Below are 17,130 nucleotides of genomic sequence, written 5' to 3'. Positions count from 1 at the left end.
ATATTCATTACAATATTGAGTAATATTGGCTGAATCAGTCAAATATCTTGGAAAATTGGCTAGAAAGAGGCGCAAAGGTTATGGATCGAATTGATAAGCAGATCTTACGTTTGCTTCAGCAAGACGCTCGTCAGTCTACGGCAGATATTGCAGATAAGGTTGGTTTGTCTGCATCACCTTGCGCGAGAAGAATTAAGCGACTTGAAGAGTCTGGAATCATTGCTAATTATCGTGCAAGCCTAAACAAAGATCTTATCGGTGTAGGTATGACGGTGTTTGTTGAGGTGAGCTTAAACAACCACCAAGCGTCGAGTATTGATGATTTTGAGCAAGCGGTACAAGAGATGGATGAAGTGATAAGTTGCCATGTAGTCTCAGGAGCGTATGACTATCTTTTAGAAGTAGTCAGTCATGATTTAGCAGGGTATGAATCTTTCACTCGTAAGTTGCAGCGTTTAGAAAACGTTAAAGACATTCATACTCATCTGGCGATTCGCCAAGTCAAAGGGGGGAGTGAGCTGCCAATCTTTAGCGGAGGTTAGCACGCCCAGATATTTCAATTTCCCGTTGTTCAAATTGCGCTGACATAGAGGGCGTATAGTATGAGACCTTGTCACGCCCTAAACGTTTAGCTTCGTATAAAGCTAGGTCAGCGCGTTTCATCCATTCGCGTGTTTCAGTAAAAGGTTCGGATTCAGCGACGCCAACGCTGATGGTTATCCCCGTAGAGTTAGCATGGACAGTATGCCTGATTTCTTTGGCGATATAGTTCATGATCTCTTCAGTAAGCAGCCGATCCTTACCATGCAAGATAAGAAGAAACTCGTCTCCACCTAAGCGGAAAAGCTTATCTGACGGCCCCATATAGCGATTGAAAGTTTTGACAATCAGCATTAGCACCCTGTCTCCCACATCATGACCATAACGGTCATTGATGTACTTGAATCGATCAACATCCACGATGGCTATGGTGGAGGTGGAGTAGTGTTCAATCGCGTCTTCAAGGGAACTACTGAGTTCGTGTCGGTTAAATGCACCAGTCATAGGGTCACGAACGAGCAAGTTGTGCATGTCAGCTTGCAGTTTTCGTACTGCTCCAACGACGACATGAACCAAGATGGCAGTTACGATCAAAGAAATGACGTACCGAGCGGTAATCCCATAATCAACATGGAGTGTTGCCGCGTAACCGGAAGCAATGATGATAATCGCGTTAGAAATGATGGCTTCGCGCTTCGGCAGAAGAAAAATGATGCCGATAACGACTGGGTAAAGCCAATAGGTCCCCAATGTACCGAAAATGGCAACGGTTAGGATTGCCGAGATGATGAGTAGTGAAAGCGGTAGGTAATAACTAAAAAAAGTCTGCTTATTGTAAACAATGGCAGTGACTTCGAGTAGTAGCGATATTTCAAAGGCGAGCAGCACAATACCTAGCATCAACTCACCGATGATTATGTTCTTAATGCCGAGTGGTACGAACACGAGTAGCGTTATTGTGGCGATAACTTTTAGCAACTGTTTTTGTTGCGTTAAGTCGAGTATCGCCTCGTCATGTTGCTTATGTAATGTATCACTCTTACCCATTACATCCTCTCTGACTGCTAGTTAGAGTTTATTATTGTTGTTTCAATAAACGTATGCTCAAAGCAGGATGAAAGCAAATTTCTGGGTGGTTATTCAGGCTTAGTAATGCTACCTAACTCAAGGACTGGGGCTACATCAATATCTTCTGCATTCATCATTGAAGAGATACGTTGAACCGAAGAGAGCATAAGCGACTGTTCCCACTCTTCTAAACGCTGGAACTTGGTAATAAAGCTTTGCTGTAGCGGGGTTGGCGCTTCAAGCAACAGCGCTTGACCTTTCTCAGTCAGATGAGCGTGCACTTTACGTTTGTCTTTCACACTGCGCACACGTTGCACAAGCCCATTGCGCTCTAAGCGATCGAGTATGGTGGTTGCCGTCGCTTGGCTCATGTTGGTGTGGTCCGAAAGTTGGCGAATGGTCACTTCACCAAGCTCTTTAATCGAACGCATCAGGATAAGTTGAGGGCCAGTAAGACCAGACTCTTTACTGAGTTTTTTTGAGTGTAGATCGATCGCTCGGATGATTTGGCGAATCGAGACCAGAACTTCTTCGTGCTTTTCCAATGCGTTTCCTTGGTTGGTCGAGAGTTGGTAGAAAAAAGTAGGCGAAAAATACCTGAAAAAATCGACGAAAAAAAGTCTCAATTATCACAATTTTTCACACTGTTTTTGCCCTCTGTCGTTTAAGGTTTAGTGTACTTATTTAGTGTTCAAACAGTATTGAATTTTGAGTGTAACCTAAATTGGTTATTATCCCATCGTTCAAGTCGCCATTTTCTTGAATTGTGGCTAAAAAACAGCTTATTACTGGCACAATACGACAAGAAGCGTACAATATTGAGAGCTGTATCAGGTTGTATTGTTATAAAAATCAATTTTAACTCTAATGATTTGAGTGTGAATACTGATACACATTAAGGATCAGATGCTAGAGAGGAATGATGACTAAAGGCATAGATAAGTACAGTATCGACAGTACCGACTATACGATCGGACAAGATAATGTACAGAAATGGGGATTCGACGTGCACAATCCAGTGTTTGGATGGAGTGCAGGTCTGATTGCAGTATTTTTAATTGCTGTTCTGGTTATGGATGCTGAGTCTGCTAAAGCGACTCTGGATGGAATTAAGTGGCAGATAATCGGCGGCTTTGACTGGCTGTTTATCTGGTCAGGTAACATCTTCGTTATTTTCTGCTTAGCCTTGATTGTTTCGCCACTAGGTAAGATTCGCCTAGGTGGAACTGACGCAACGGCTGACTACTCTTACCTTTCTTGGCTTTCAATGCTGTTTGCTGCTGGTATGGGGATCGGCTTGATGTTCTGGAGTGTTGCAGAACCTGTAGCTTACTTTACTGGCTGGTATGAAACCCCGCTTGGCGTTGAAGCGAATACACCGGAAGCGGCGAAACTCGCACTAGGTGCGACAATGTACCACTGGGGTCTACACCCATGGGCTATTTATGGTGTTGTGGCATTATCGCTAGCTTTCTTCGCTTACAATAAAGGTTTACCACTTTCTATTCGTTCAATTTTCTATCCAATTCTGGGCGATCGCGCTTGGGGCTGGGCAGGCCATATTGTTGATATTCTAGCTGTATTGGCTACCTTGTTTGGCTTGGCAACATCGCTAGGTTTAGGTGCTCAACAAGCGGCAAGTGGTATTCACCATGTGTTTGGAATTGAGTCTGGTCTAGGGCTACAAATCGTCGTTATCACAGTGGTGACTTTGCTTGCGGTTGTTTCAGTACTTCGCGGTATTGATGGTGGTGTAAAGGTCATCAGTAACATCAACATGATTGTTGCCTTCCTACTGCTGATTTTGGTTGCGCTGATTGGCTACGCAATAGTTGTCGGTAACATTGGTACGACACTAATGGCTTACTTGGAAAACTTAGTACCATTAAGTAACCCTCACGGCCGTGAAGATGAAGCTTGGTTCCAAGGCTGGACAGTATTCTACTGGGCTTGGTGGATTTCTTGGTCACCATTCGTGGGCATGTTTATCGCACGTGTATCTAAAGGTCGTACAGTACGTGAATTTATCACGGCAGTATTGCTAGTTCCAACTGCAGTGACACTACTTTGGATGTCGACGTTTGGTGGTATGGCAATTGACCAAGTGATTAACGGTGTGGGTGAGTTAGGCTCTGAAGGCCTAACAGATGTATCACTGGCTATGTTCCAAATGTTCGATGTACTTCCTTTTGGTTCGATCCTATCTATCATTGCTGTAATCCTTGTTCTGGTATTCTTTATTACTTCATCGGATTCAGGTTCGTTGGTGATCGATAGTATTACCGCTGGTGGTAAGGTGGATGCACCTGTGATTCAGCGTGTATTCTGGGCCTTCATGGAAGGTGCGATTGCGGTAGCTCTACTATGGATTGGTGGTTCTGAGGCGGTTCAAGCGCTTCAAGCGGGGGCTATTTCAACAGCCTTGCCATTTACCTTCGTATTGCTATTGATGTGTGTCAGCTTGCTAATGGGTATGCGTACCGAGAAGCGATAAGCACAGCAATCAAATGAAAAAAGGGACGAACATCGTCCCTTTTTTAATCCGAGCTAGGAATAGACTAAATCCATAGTTGGCTGATAGGCAGGCTTCTATCGTAGTTATGGGCAATTTGCGCTTGCAGAAGTTCAGCTGTCGCCACCGCATCGGTCAATGCATGGTGTGGCGTGTAGAGGGGTAGACCATACCGAGAGCGACTAGCTCCAAGTCTTACCGATTCAGGCTTTCTCCCTCGTATCTTATTTAAAATCCCGCCACTGGCTTTTTGCTGCAACTGAGTTTCGATGTGCATGGTATCGACAACTGGAAACTCAATGCCTTCTTTGATGCGTGCATTAAGCGCTTTATCAAAAAACTCACGCTCAATTCGCTGGTAATGAACCACCATGATCTTACCTGCCATCTGGGCAAGTATCTCTTCATAAACGCCAATCAGATCTGGTGCGTCTAACACATCGGTGTGGGTAATCCCGTGTATGACGACTGACTCTTCTGCTAACTGCTTGCGAGGTTTTACGGTCCAGTGCTGCGCTTGATTGATAAAAATGCGATTGAGATTAAATGGCACAGTACCTATGGTAATGATGTCATCCTCGTCGGAATCAAGCCCGGTGGTTTCAAAGTCCATAGCAAGAAAGGTGACCTCTTCAAGCGGAGTCGAAGGGGCAGGGACTCCCGCTTGATAATATTGCTTTAAAGCATCGTTCTGGGCGACCTCCAACTTACGGCTGAACTTGGTTTGCCAATCAATAGAGGGTGGAGTCATCATTTTTTTCAGCATAGCCACCTCACTTAAAGTTGTTGCTCGCTTGGTAACGGAACTTTAAGAAGTTTTGCGCGTTACTCAGGATTTGGAATGCGTCTTTCAAATTACGGCGCTCAAAATCTGACAAATTTTCCGGCTCGATGTTGTTATCAGGATCAATCTTGTTTTCAACGTCTAGGGCTTGGTGGCGAATCCGCACCATAGAGATAAACTCAAGTGCATCACTCAAGTCACGAGCTTTGCCTTTAGGCAGAATACCCGCCTCGTGAATATCATCTAGTCGCTCAAAAGAGTTCTTAGAGCGAGAGCCGACGGCAAGCGCATGTACACGAATCAAATCCGCCAATGGCGCTGTACCACGACGTTTGAGGTTGATGGAGTTCTTATGCTGGCCATCTTTCTCCATCACGAAGTCTTTAAAGAAGCCGAGCGGAGGAGTGCGGTTCATTGCATTGCGGGCTAAACAGGCAAGGAAGCGATTATTCTTACGTGAACGGCGCACAATAAACCCGTTGAGGTGTTCAGCCCATTTTAGGCGGCCATAGACGCCATCAAGGTCAAAGAATATCGAGGCGTTAAGTAGGGCTTTAGGGTTTGGATCATCAATCCAATCGGCAAAACACTCCTCCCACTCGGAACGAGTCATGCGCCAATCGGGATTGGTTGCCATAATGTCGCCAGTACAGTAGGTGTAACCGCATTTGTCTAAGCCGTCACAGACAATTTTTGCTAGCTGAGCAAAGTAACTGTCGTGTTGCTCTTTGACAAAGGTGTTATCAAGAATGATGGCATTGTCTTGGTCAGTGACCAGCAGTTGTTCGTCTCGACCCATCGAGCCGAGTGCAACAAAGCAGTATGGTACCGGTGGTTCACCAAGCTCTTCTTCAGCGAGTTCAATGATTCGCTGCTTAAAGCTTCGCCCAATTACTGACATCGCGCTTCCCACCATATGTGAGTTGGCGTCTTCATTCACCAAACGCACGAAGCTGTCTTTTACCTGCTCAGAGAGGGTAGAAAGTTCTTCAATTGATTGTTGCTGGAAGATGGTACTCACCAGTAACAGAGAGTTTTGAGATTCGTAGCGGACAATATCTGTGGCCTCGATGATACCAATCGGCTGCTTATCCTTTAGCACAGGAAGGTGATGAACGTTATAACGCAGCATCGTCAGCATGGCTTCATACACATAAGCGTTGTGGTCGAGTGAAATCACCTCTGTGGTCATCACCGTTGACACGTCATCACTTGGATCTAGCCCCTGAGCGAGTACGCGAGTACATAAGTCTCGGTCGGTAATGATGCCAACCAGCGGGTTGTTATCACCTTCGTCATCTTGTGCAATATCTGGGTCGATGATGAGTAGTGAAGATACGTTTTCTTCCGCCATTTTGATTGCCGCGTTCTGAATCGTTTCAGACATTGGAATGGTTGGCGCTTCACTGGTAAGCAGGGTTCTTACTTTGGATGTCGTCAGGTCGTTTTGTTCACTGCTATTAGAGACGGTTTGACGCAAACGCGCGGTATCTTCTACCTCAACGAAATCAGCGAAGGTTTCATGCTCGTCATAGAGTTCTTGGAAGACTGCCTCAGGAATACAGTAGAGCAGAGTATCTTTTATCGCTTTGGCAGGGAAACGCACTTTGTTGTTTGTCAGTAGACCCATCTGACCAAACAAGGACCCTTCATCAAGACGATTGTAGAGCTCGCCTTTGCGTCGATAAACTTCAACCACACCACTTCGTACCATATAGAGATCGTGGATTTCATCGCCGAAGTGGATGATAGGCGTATCTTCACGGTAGTAAGAAATCTCAACGTGTTTGGTGACATAGTTGAGTACATCGTCTTCGAGTTCGTCAAAAGGTGGGTGTTGGGATAGGAAATTTTTAATTTCCAATAACTCTGCTTCCATGAAAACATCCGGTCTGTTCGAGTAATGTTTCAATGGTACATGATCTTGTGGTGGACTGCATGACTTGTCGAGATTGCGCTAAAGAAAAGAGGCTAAGTTTTAATCACTTAGCCTCTTCGAGAATTCGTTGGTCAATCGCGGTTAGCTTAAGCCAATAATATTGCCTTCGTCATCGAGATCGAGATTCATAAACGCAGGCTTCTCTGGTAAGCCCGGCATTGTCATTACATTGCCACAAAGCGCATAAACAAAGCCCGCACCCGCACACAGTCTCAGTTCGCGGATTGGAACATCAAAGCCAGAAGGCGCGCCTTTGATGCTGCCATTGGTAGAAATAGATAGCGGCGTTTTCGCAAGGCAAACCGCTAAGTCATCAAAGCCGTGTTGTTTTAACTCATCAAGTTGTTTTCTTGCTTGGTAGCTCAATGTAACCCCACAAGCGCCATAACCGGCTTCAGCAACAGCCATCAGTTTTTCTTCGGTTGTCTGGCTAAATTGGTACAGAGGTTTGAAGTGGGCAGTTTTGTCACATTGTGCGATGACTTTCTCTGCTAACTCTACTGTGCCGTCACCTCCTTTGGCAAAGCCTTCACTGATAGCGACTTCGACATCATTTGGTAACGCTTCAATCATAGCTTTTAGCGCTTGAAGTTCTTGGTCACTATCTTGCGGGAAGCGGTTGATCGCAACGACCGCAGGCACACCGTACTTGTTGACGTTGTTAATATGCCATTTTAGGTTTTCGAAGCCTGCAATGAGGGCGCTCTCGTCATTTTCAAATAGCGAATCAGGTATCGCTTGACCTGGTTTTAGGTCGTAGTGCCCGGAGTTCGCTTTGAGGCCACGCATTGTAGCCACTATCACCGCACAATCAGGTGATTTACCAGACATTTGAGCTTTGATATTACACGCTTTCTCAAACCCCATATCTGAACCAAACCCGCCCTCAGTCACAGTGTAATCACACAGTTTTGTCGCGATGTTGTCAGCGATTATCGATGAGTTACCGTGAGCAATATTGGCAAACGGACCTGCGTGAATAAGCGTTGGAACGCCTTCTAAGGTTTGCATCAAGGTTGGCTCAATCGCTTCTTTCATGCTGACTGCCATGGCACCCGCGACCTGCAAATCTTCCGTGGTGATAGGTTTGCCTTCGATGTCGTAAGCAACAACTATACGGCTAATGCGAGCGCGAAGGTCTTTTAAATCAGAAGCTAGAGCAAGAATCGCCATCAGCTCGGAAGCGGCTGAAATATCAAATCCATCTTGGCGTTCGAAGCCATTAATCGTTTTGTTGGCTTCATTCTGACCGACAGTAACCATACGAAGTGCTCGGTCGTTGTGGTCCATGACACGCTTCCAGACAACGCGCTGAGGGTCGATTTTGAGGGCAGTCAAACCACTGCGCTGTTCAAAGTCTTTATAGCCTTGACGTTGCTCGTGATAGATACGCGCATCTATGGCCGCTGCGGCTAAGTTGTGCGCTGCGGTAACCGCATGAATATCACCTGTAAGGTGCAGGTTTAGCTCTTCCATTGGAGCCACCTGAGAGTAACCGCCGCCCGCCGCGCCACCTTTGACACCAAATACAGGGCCCATTGAAGGTTGGCGTATACATGCCATGACTGAACGTTTGAGTTTGGCAACGCCCTGAGACAGGCCAATCGTCGTCACTGTTTTACCTTCGCCAAGTGGCGTTGGCGTAATCGCGGTAACCAGAATAAGCTTGCCAGTTGAGTTTTCCTGCAGACGTTTGAGACTGTGCAAACTTACTTTAGCCTTGTGCTTTCCTTGGCTATGGAATTCGTTGGCATGCAAACCGGCACGCTCAGCAACTTGAGAAATTGGGTGTAGTTTTGTCTCGCGACAGATCTCAATATCAGACAGCATAAAACCCTCAAAATAGACACATAAAAAGTGAGGCAATCGTTTGCGTGCAAATAATAGCGATTAAATTTGCTTTGTAAAGCTCTGATTGTAGGAGAGTGGATTATACGTGTGCCATGGGCGATGGGCAAAAGAAAGCCCCATGTAAATTACGATGGGGCGTTTTCGTTAGTACCAGTCATCTTCAGGGATTATTTTCCCTTCAGGAGCATAAGGATCATCATCAAACGGATGTTCAGCCTTGTTTCTAAGGCTATCAAGCTGATGTTCAAGCATCTGTACGGTGTCGTAGTCACCTTCTGAGCAGGCAACATAAATTTGTTGTTCTAAAGCTCTAATGCTGTCATTGATACCCATAGTCACCTCCCTGAGCGTGTCATGCGCAGTTGAACGGTTCTACCTATTCTCAAATCTATTGTAGTCAAGCAGGCCAAATTCGATAGGTTGATCCTCTTGGTACCATGCGTGAATTCTGTCGCTAAACGGCCAGAATTGGTCAGAACTACGACGAATTGCAAAGGTATCCAACAGCTTAACGTAATCTTCTTCGCTCGAAATATTTTTCAACATTTCGACCAGTTTTGGCACTTGCTGTTCTTTAAGTGATAGATACGCAGCAGGGTAGCTGCCGATCACTCCACGAACCAAAGTAAGATCATCATTGGCCGGATCGCGGTTACTTTCTTCATCAAATAGACTGGAAATGTTGGTATGAGCATTATTGTGCAGCAAGGTGTAGAGCTGATCTTTACCGCTATCAGACTCAATCATTAACATCATTATCTGAGGCAGATAGATAAGCCCTTTGCCTTTGATATTATCGATACTGCGTAGCAATTGCTCATTTTCCAGTTTCATTCCCGTTTGCTCGATTTTGAAGCGGTTAGTCAGTACTGGAGCAAGTTGAGTCTGCAAAATATCATAGAGCTCAGCTTTTGGATCGTCTGTCTGATACGGCACTTGTGTCGGTTGATCAAACGGCTTAACGTTACGTTGTAAGAAGTCACTAAGCTGAGTACTTTGGTCTTTGTACCAGCTTGAGTGTTCTTTATGGCGCATCTCTCTAGGAAGGAGGGCAACGAAGTTACTTTCGCCTTCTAGGCGTAAGAAATCCATAAACATTCGCGTCATTAACTGATGGCCGAAGTTACCGTAAACATCGAACCCAGCCACTAGTAAATAGTGGATACGTTCGATGAGAGCATAATCTAGTACCCAAGCTGTTTTTGGGGGAGTGCCGACTAAGCCCTGAACAACAGAAGCACTATCAAAGTGCCTGAATACCGTAAGGGCTGCATTCTGATTGGTTCCTTCTCCCGTCCAAATGACATCGGTGGTTAGATGTTTACCGCCTTCAAACCACTGATTGATAAAGTCAGACTTTGCTTGTAAATAACGCGCTTGCTGCCTTGAATAAGATACCCAGTTCGTCACGGGTAAGGTATTGCTTTCAAGTTCACCAGGCAGTTTTAAGTTGTCTGCTTGCGTGCGATAAAACTCGTTCACTTCAGGAATATCTGCTTTGTCTGGGTCGAGGAAGAACACCCAGAAGCGGTCATTGATAACATTTAGCGCCAATTGCCCACGACACACTGGTCCTTTGATGAAGGCATTAATCGTGTTCTGGGAATTGTCGAGCATAAACTTGAAGCGCGCTTTAACTGGAATATCAATAAATGCTGTCATAGGGTTTGCGGCGATATCTGGGGTATAGCCAGGTAGCTTCGCAACATCATAATCCGCGTCGATAAACCACTCTTTCCAATCATTGATTCGCTCTTCATTCAAGGCAAATGGCATGTGAGTTTTATCAACAATGGTGCCTTGCTCTGGAATCAAGCGGTAATAAACGCGAGAAACGCCCGGCTCATCATACGGTCGACGAGTCGCAATGCGCTTCACTGGTTGGCCTGGTGGAGTCGCTGAGCGCACTAAGGTAAAAAAGCGTGGCTGCTGTTCGTTTAAGTCGGAAAAGTATAAGTGCGACAAAAACAGATGTTCGTAGATGTAACGAGCAGCAAGCTGAACCTTACGAGAACTTTTGTTGAGCAATGTTTCGTATTCGATCACTAGCTGTGCTTGCTCTGGCGTTAAAGGCAGCGGCTGATTCATTATCGCACCATCTTGTAGCCAACTGATCAGCGTGGAGTATTCGTTGGAAGCGAGGTTTGGCATCCCATAAGGCATACCCCAAGTCGGGTAGTCCTGTAAGTACTGGTCATACTCTTCAATCGTCGGACAAACTTGAGAGCGGTCAATTGAAAAATCGAACCCTTCGAGTTGAGTTTGATCTGGTAGCGGGTGAGCCTCTTTTTGTATCAGCATGCGAGCAATCAGTCCGGCTTCTAAGTTGGCGGTTGGATTTTGTACGCGTTCATTGAGGACTGGGCTAAAACCAAGATCGCGCCATTCTTGAGTAGTTTGAGCATCTTCAAATAGTCGATGAGGTGTGGCTGCTGTTAGGCGAGTCCCTTGATAGATGAGTTCTTTACTTGAACCGCGATCGATTCCTTCAACAGAGGACATCTTGAGTTGACATGGGGCGTCGTAACAAGCGTGGCAGACAACACAGCGTTTATCGATAATGGGCTTAACTTCGGTAAGGAAGAAATCACTTTCTGCGCTATTCACATCAGTGCGGCGCTCCTGCACGTTAGGCTCGCCAAATAACTGGTCGTAATTTAGCCCAGCATAAGTGGCACAGCCAGCGAACGTTAATACCACTGCCATCATCAAAAATGTACGTAAATTCATCTGGATACTTGTACTGATTATTCAATGGACTAATTGCAGCAGATGGCTTCAATAATGGCAAATAATACTTTTGCCCAATTGACAAAAATGACAAAGAAAATGATTAGTTTTAGGTTACGGGCTGTCGTATTTCGCTCCTGATTAAATCAACAACGACTCGCACCGCAATACCGATAAATGAATTCAAATTTCAATAGTATTGACTGAAAGTATTTAAAAATGTTTAATGTAATACAATTTAGTTTTGTGAGTTGAGTAATTGTGAGTGTTGATAATCTTTCCCCTAATTCTATTGATATAATCGCCAAGGAAGATGGTCGTATACCTGAAATGCCAAGTATAGTTTCATATAAAAGTAAGCACTTTAAAATGTTACTTGAAAACTCTGACAATGAAACGATTGAACAGGTGAGAAAAGAGTTTAATACCGCCTGTGATGAGTTGATTGAGGTTAATAGTGAAGCTGTACTGGAAGTAGCTTATCAGTTACTCAAAGATGCTGGAATCAGTAAAGAGTATCTGTTTGATAAAATTGAACAGAGTGAGAAAAAACTGGGAGCTTATAAAATTCGCAAAGGTGATCAGTGCTTTGAGGTTCGAACAATCGGTCGAATCACAGAAGAGTTGGCGGCCTTTCTGGCGGAAAACAAACTCACTCGTAAAGGGGTGATTGCCCACTTAAAGCAAACCGGTGAAACTGTGTACGAGATCGCTGATTAGTGACATGTAGGTGAGTTGTCCCAAGTCTTAAACAATCGACTAGGGTACTTAATCTCTACCTTATGGAGAAATCCGTTTCTTTTGCTCCTTTCTCATCGGTTACTGATGAATCCACGACTGAAAAGTGGAGAATACTCGGTCACTTAACTATGCTCGGATAATACTAAAGGTATAACCGACCAGCTTTTTGGGCATAGTTATGATCGAAAGCGAGACGATAAGCATTACCTGGATTCTGTTGTGTACTGCATTAGTTCTTCTGATGCAGCCGGGTTTTACTTGCTTTGAAAGTGGTCTGGTTCGTAACAAAAACAACATCAATGTCTCGCTGAAAAATGTTGCCGACTTCTGTGTCAGCGGCCTGTTTTATTGGTTAATCGGCTTTGGCTTTATGTATGGGGAAAGCTGGAACGGATGGATCGGAACGGACTTGTTTGTCTTGTCAGAGCAAACCGTGCCACTGCTTCTTGCCTTCTTTCTATTTCAAATGATGTTTTGTGGTACCGCTGCAACCATTCTCTCCGGCGCGGTGGCCGAACGGATGCGGTTCTCAGGTTACCTAATCAGCTCATTAATTACCGCGACCTTGTTGTTTCCTGTCGTCGGTCATTGGATTTGGAATGGCACCCACATTAAGTCGACAGGAATGGGTTGGCTCGCCGAGCGCGGTTTCATTGATTTTGCGGGCTCTACAGTGGTTCATTCTGTTGGTGGATGGATTGCTCTGGTCGCTATTGTTGTTGTCGGTGCGCGCTTAGGTCGCTTTGCCGAAGATGGCAAGCCAAGAGAAATGTACAGCCAAAACTTACCCCTTTCTGCACTTGGCACCTTTCTACTTTTCATTGGTTGGTTCGGGTTCAATGGCGGCAGCGTAATTCACCCCGATCAAAATCTAGCCAAGATATTTTCCAATACGGCGATATCAGCCTGTACCGGTGGCTTTAGTGCTTTGCTGTTGTCGTGGAATATACATTCCATGCGAGGTACGCGTTACATATTAAATGGGCTTTTAGCTGGCCTTGTCTCTATCTCTGCCAGTGCCAATATTGCTAACTTAGCAGGTGCCGTTGCTATTGGCGCAGTTGGCGGATGTATTAGTGTGATACTGGTAAGCTTATTAGAGAAGCTAAGACTTGATGACGTGGTGTCAGCCGTCCCGGTTCACTTGGGTGGCGGAGTGTGGGGCACTCTTGCAGTCGCGCTGTTTGCGCCAATAGAGCAGCTCAATGCTGGTAGTCGAATTGATCAGCTATTAATCCAACTGACGGGTATCGCATCTACTGCTGTCTGGGTGGTTGGGGTGAGCTATCCACTACTTAAGCTCATCAACCATTTTCATCCTCTCCGCGTGTCGGCTCAAACCGAAACCATAGGGCTTAACTTTGGCGAACATGGTATGAAGGATGAGCTGATCGATTTGATGGAACAGTTTGATCGTGTCGTCAAAAACCATGATGAAGAGAAGCACCTTGAAGTTGACCACGGCTCAAGTTATTCCAATCTTTCTATGACCTATAACTATTTGCTGGATAGCACCAACAAGCATTTTCGTAAAAAAGAGCAAGAGTTGTTGCGCATGGCGAGCCTAGACCCACTAACAGGGATAGCGAACCGCAGAGTTTATGAACAGGCGATGGAAAATACCATGAGCCAGAGTCATGAGAGTGACGAAGATTTTGCTTTGCTGATTTTGGATATTGATTATTTCAAGCAGTATAACGACCACTATGGGCATCAACTTGGTGACTACTGCTTACAAAATATTTGTCAGGCATTGAGCCGAATTACCAGTCGCAAAAGAGATGTATTCGCACGAATAGGGGGAGAAGAGTTTGCTTTTATTCTGCGTAACACCACGATTGAAGAGGCTAAAAAAGTTGCCGAAGCATTGCGCAATGAGGTTGAGAAACTAGAAATACCTCATGCTCATGCCGATTGTGACTTTGTTACTGTGAGTATTGGTGGCGCTTTGTGGGACGGACGAATCAACTTGCCTCACACCGCTTTGTTTGACGAAGCGGATCGAGCGCTATTTAAAGCTAAGTCAAAAGGGCGAAATCAAGTGATGTTCTTCTCTGAGTTTGCTGAGTAAAGAGCCAGCAGTGGATACTGGCTGGCTCTTTAGTGATGGATTAATTCAACACGGCGTTTACGTCATCAATCATAAATTGTGTCGCCTGAATACCGCTGGCTGAGATGTACCAAGCATGCGGGTTAAGATAGTGGATGTGGCCATTCTTAGCGGCTCCCGTTTGCGCTACCAAAGGGTTATTGAGCTTTTTAAAGGCTTCACCAGAATCACGTCCAATGGCTTGATCTCTATCGAGGATTAGCAAGTAGGGTGGATTGGCGTTTGCAATAAACTCGTAGCTAATCAAATCACCGTGAGTTTTATTTTCCTCATTAACGGTAACTTCTGAAAAACCGAAAAGCTTATACAAAGCACTGTAGCGAGATTGCGCGCCGAACACGGTCAACTTGCCCCCATTGGTCATGACTAACATGATTTGATGTGCCGGGGTTGTCTTCGCTTTAATAGCATCAATCTGCTGTTGCTTTTCCGCGATAACTTTTTCTACTTGGTCACTCTTTTCAAAGATCTTACCCAGCATGCGCCATGCTTCTTGTGTGGTTGCCCAGTAGTTACCAGGGTCAGCCATAAACACCACGGTTGGTGCAATTTTTGTCAGTTCTGAGTAAGACTCTGAGCTGCGGTTACTGGCAATGATTAAGTCTGGTTTCAGGGTGTAAATCGTCTCAAAGTCCGGTTCAAACAAAGAACCGACAGCAGGGTATTTACTGCTTTGATACTTATGTAGATACTGCGGCATTGGCGCTTTTACCACGCCAACGGGCTCGATGTTTAAACTATCAAGTACATCTAAGGTATCCATGCCTAAAACGATAACCCTTTGAGGGTTAGACTCAAGCGTTGTTTGACCCATTGGGTGTTCAACCGTGATCGTTTCAGCACCCACCAAAGGGCTAAAGATAGCGAAGCCGATGATCGCGAGTAATTGTTTTATCGAATCCATTCCAAGCTCCTAAAATGCGTAGCTAACATTAAAGCGGAAGTCACGACCTGCATTGGCGTAACCTTTTGCCACAGGGCTTCCGATGTATTCGTGGTAAGAACCATGATCGAGGTAGTACTTATCAAACACGTTTTTAACCGATACGGTGAGAATGAGTTCCTCGTCGCTGAGTGGACGCCATTGAGCGTATAGGTCGTGGACATCGTAACCCGGCTTCTCTGGGTTTACCTTAGGATCGGCGACATCGGTGAGCTTTTCTACCAAGGTGACATGCCAGCCAAACTCAAGGTTTTCATTCCAAAGGTAGTTAAGATCTAACAGCCAAGTATCGCCAACAGACGTACCCAAGGTCATGTTATCGTCACTCAAAGGTTTTCCATTAAGCTCTGGCTTTGATTGGTTGTAGCTTAACGTGGCAAAAAAGCTCTCTAGTGTTAGCCCGACGTTTGCGGTTACCCCTGAGGTTTCGAGTTTGCCTGCATTAACATACTTACGCACGCTGTAATCGAACGCGACAACATCATCGATAGTGGTGTCGAAGACAGTCACACCCGCTCTGAACATATCGTTGGCAAACTTGACACCATATTCAATGTTTTTCGCTCGCTCTGGGCCACGTGCCGGAGAGTTTTCGTTAGAGCCCAATATGAAGTTTTCTTTAACTTGCTGTCCTCGGAAGGCTTCAGCATAGCCAGCAAAGACGCTTAGGCCATTGTCGAAGCGGTAATTCGCAGAAACGTTCGGGCTGAAATCGCTCGATTCGAAGTTCTGATCTAGGTTGTCATCGAGTTCATACCAGTCGTATCTTGCACCAGCAGATAGCAACAGTGATTCGGTTACATTCCAATCATCTTGAAGGAATAAGCCGTACACAGTGCCTTTTTCCGTGTAGGTATTGGTTGAGCCTTTTAACTTGTTCTTATCTTGCTTGTAATCAGCACCGACAATTAGGGAGTTGTTTGCCCATGTTGCGGTGTTGAAGACTTTGCCGCCGAAGGTGTTAATTGTTCCCTCACTGGTTCCCCATCTTGGGTGGTCTATGTGAGCAATACGGTTTTCCGTGGTGTACACCGTTGTGTCGATCTTGATGAGATCACCCTCTGTATAGACGTGATTGGCGGTGATAGTCTGTCTGTCCGCTTCCTGTTTAAGAGGTTCGTTTTTAATACTTGGCTGGAAGTGGGGACGGTTTAAGCGCGTACTGTCGTCATCACGATAGTCATAGGCGAGTGAGATATAGTGATGACTGTTGATGTTGCCAGATAACTTCAGTAAAGCGACTTTTTGTTCTGACTTGGTATAAGGCTGCTCTTCACCGTGACCATCAACGATATTATCTGTATCTTGGTAGCCAAACGAAGCCAGAAGCCCTAGGTTTTCTGAAACCTCACCATACAGGCTTGCTGACCCTTTATAACCTTTGTTGTTCGTGTAGTAGCCCCCTTTTACTTGAGCGCCAAATGTGTCGCCAGAAGAGAGTAGGTCATGGGCGTCCTTGGTTTTAAACTGAATCGCACCACCTAACGCACCCGGGCCATTTGTCGCACGCCCAGCACCCGCACTCACATCAACTTGCTTAAGTAACTCGGGTTCGACAGAAAGGCGACCTTGGTGGTGGAAAAGATTGCCTGACTGCTCGGCACCATCAATAGAGATATTGAGCATGGTATCTTCTAGACCACGAACATAGATCTTTTGTGAGATTCCGGAAGATCCGCCGACTTTAACTTCTGCGTCTTTACGGAAGATATCGTTGAGGTCTTGGGCTTGTTGCTTTGCTAAATCATCTGCTGTGATTGTTGCATCAACGCCTAGGGTTTTCTGACCTAAGACTTCTATGGTCTCTATTGTGTCATCGGCTACAGCAAAGTTTGTAGCGAGTAATAGTGCGATAGGGCTTAACTTGAATACGGTATCCATCTGACCGTAACCTCCACTGGTAATGAGAATT

General features: G+C 45.4%; 13 protein-coding genes. 4 read left to right on the top strand and 9 right to left on the bottom strand.

Annotated features, from left to right (window positions below; translation table 11 throughout):
- The first annotated feature begins 80 nt into the window (after nucleotides 1–80).
- Nucleotides 81–542, top strand: a complete 462-nt coding sequence (locus LYZ37_RS20430; protein ID WP_272787374.1) for an Lrp/AsnC family transcriptional regulator — start codon at nucleotides 81–83, stop codon at nucleotides 540–542.
- Here LYZ37_RS20430 and LYZ37_RS20425 read toward each other — a convergent pair.
- Together LYZ37_RS20425 and LYZ37_RS20420 are read right to left on the bottom strand one after the other, a co-directional pair.
- Complete coding sequence (locus LYZ37_RS20425) at nucleotides 529–1,587, bottom strand: GGDEF domain-containing protein (protein ID WP_272787373.1); 1,059 nt, start codon at nucleotides 1,585–1,587, stop codon at nucleotides 529–531. The two genes, LYZ37_RS20430 and LYZ37_RS20425, sit on opposite strands and share 14 nt — an antisense overlap.
- Before the next feature lie 89 nt (nucleotides 1,588–1,676).
- Complete coding sequence (locus LYZ37_RS20420) at nucleotides 1,677–2,153, bottom strand: MarR family winged helix-turn-helix transcriptional regulator (RefSeq protein WP_171319753.1); 477 nt, start codon at nucleotides 2,151–2,153, stop codon at nucleotides 1,677–1,679.
- Between the two features lie 377 nt (nucleotides 2,154–2,530).
- Between LYZ37_RS20420 and LYZ37_RS20415 the strand changes: the two genes are divergently transcribed.
- Nucleotides 2,531–4,102: a BCCT family transporter gene (locus LYZ37_RS20415; protein ID WP_272787372.1), complete on the top strand. Its 1,572-nt coding sequence runs from the start codon at nucleotides 2,531–2,533 to the stop codon at nucleotides 4,100–4,102.
- A gap of 64 nt (nucleotides 4,103–4,166) precedes the next feature.
- Here LYZ37_RS20415 and LYZ37_RS20410 read toward each other — a convergent pair whose 3' ends face one another.
- The 5 genes from LYZ37_RS20410 to LYZ37_RS20390 all read right to left on the bottom strand — a co-directional run bounded on the left by LYZ37_RS20410 (nucleotide 4,167) and on the right by LYZ37_RS20390 (nucleotide 11,424).
- A complete protein-coding gene (locus LYZ37_RS20410; protein ID WP_272787371.1) occupies nucleotides 4,167–4,886 on the bottom strand; it encodes a 3'-5' exonuclease in 720 nt (239 codons plus the stop codon).
- 7 nt (nucleotides 4,887–4,893) lie between these two features.
- Entirely contained in the window at nucleotides 4,894–6,783 is a 1,890-nt protein-coding gene (locus LYZ37_RS20405; protein WP_272787370.1) for a DUF294 nucleotidyltransferase-like domain-containing protein, read from the bottom strand.
- 141 nt (nucleotides 6,784–6,924) lie between these two features.
- Complete coding sequence (locus tag LYZ37_RS20400; protein ID WP_272787369.1) at nucleotides 6,925–8,673, bottom strand: formate--tetrahydrofolate ligase; 1,749 nt, start codon at nucleotides 8,671–8,673, stop codon at nucleotides 6,925–6,927.
- A gap of 165 nt (nucleotides 8,674–8,838) precedes the next feature.
- On the bottom strand, nucleotides 8,839–9,027 hold the full coding sequence (locus LYZ37_RS20395; protein ID WP_004745669.1) for a hypothetical protein: 189 nt from the start codon (nucleotides 9,025–9,027) through the stop codon (nucleotides 8,839–8,841).
- Between the two features lie 39 nt (nucleotides 9,028–9,066).
- On the bottom strand, nucleotides 9,067–11,424 hold the full coding sequence (locus tag LYZ37_RS20390) for a fatty acid cis/trans isomerase (protein WP_272787368.1): 2,358 nt from the start codon (nucleotides 11,422–11,424) through the stop codon (nucleotides 9,067–9,069).
- A 261-nt stretch (nucleotides 11,425–11,685) separates the two neighbouring features.
- Between LYZ37_RS20390 and LYZ37_RS20385 the strand changes: the two genes are divergently transcribed.
- Both LYZ37_RS20385 and amt read left to right on the top strand, forming a co-directional pair.
- The gene (locus LYZ37_RS20385; RefSeq protein WP_272787367.1) at nucleotides 11,686–12,144 is read left to right on the top strand and encodes a hypothetical protein; all 459 of its coding nucleotides are present in this window, start codon (nucleotides 11,686–11,688) and stop codon (nucleotides 12,142–12,144) included.
- Between the two features lie 199 nt (nucleotides 12,145–12,343).
- On the top strand, nucleotides 12,344–14,236 hold the full coding sequence (gene amt / locus LYZ37_RS20380) for an ammonium transporter (protein ID WP_272787366.1): 1,893 nt from the start codon (nucleotides 12,344–12,346) through the stop codon (nucleotides 14,234–14,236).
- 40 nt (nucleotides 14,237–14,276) lie between these two features.
- Here the strand turns inward: amt and LYZ37_RS20375 are convergent, their stop codons facing one another.
- Together LYZ37_RS20375 and LYZ37_RS20370 are read right to left on the bottom strand one after the other, a co-directional pair.
- Nucleotides 14,277–15,179 carry a siderophore ABC transporter substrate-binding protein gene (locus LYZ37_RS20375; RefSeq protein ID WP_171319736.1) on the bottom strand — a complete coding sequence of 301 codons (903 nt, stop codon included), beginning with the start codon at nucleotides 15,177–15,179 and terminating at the stop codon, nucleotides 14,277–14,279.
- 9 nt (nucleotides 15,180–15,188) lie between these two features.
- Nucleotides 15,189–17,099, bottom strand: a complete 1,911-nt coding sequence (locus tag LYZ37_RS20370; protein WP_272787365.1) for a TonB-dependent receptor domain-containing protein — start codon at nucleotides 17,097–17,099, stop codon at nucleotides 15,189–15,191.
- Nucleotides 17,100–17,130 lie beyond the last annotated feature (31 nt).

It is taken from the genome of Vibrio tubiashii (genome assembly GCF_028551255.1).
GTDB lineage: Bacteria > Pseudomonadota > Gammaproteobacteria > Enterobacterales > Vibrionaceae > Vibrio > Vibrio tubiashii_B.
This window is presented reverse-complemented; position numbering and strand designations above follow the sequence as displayed.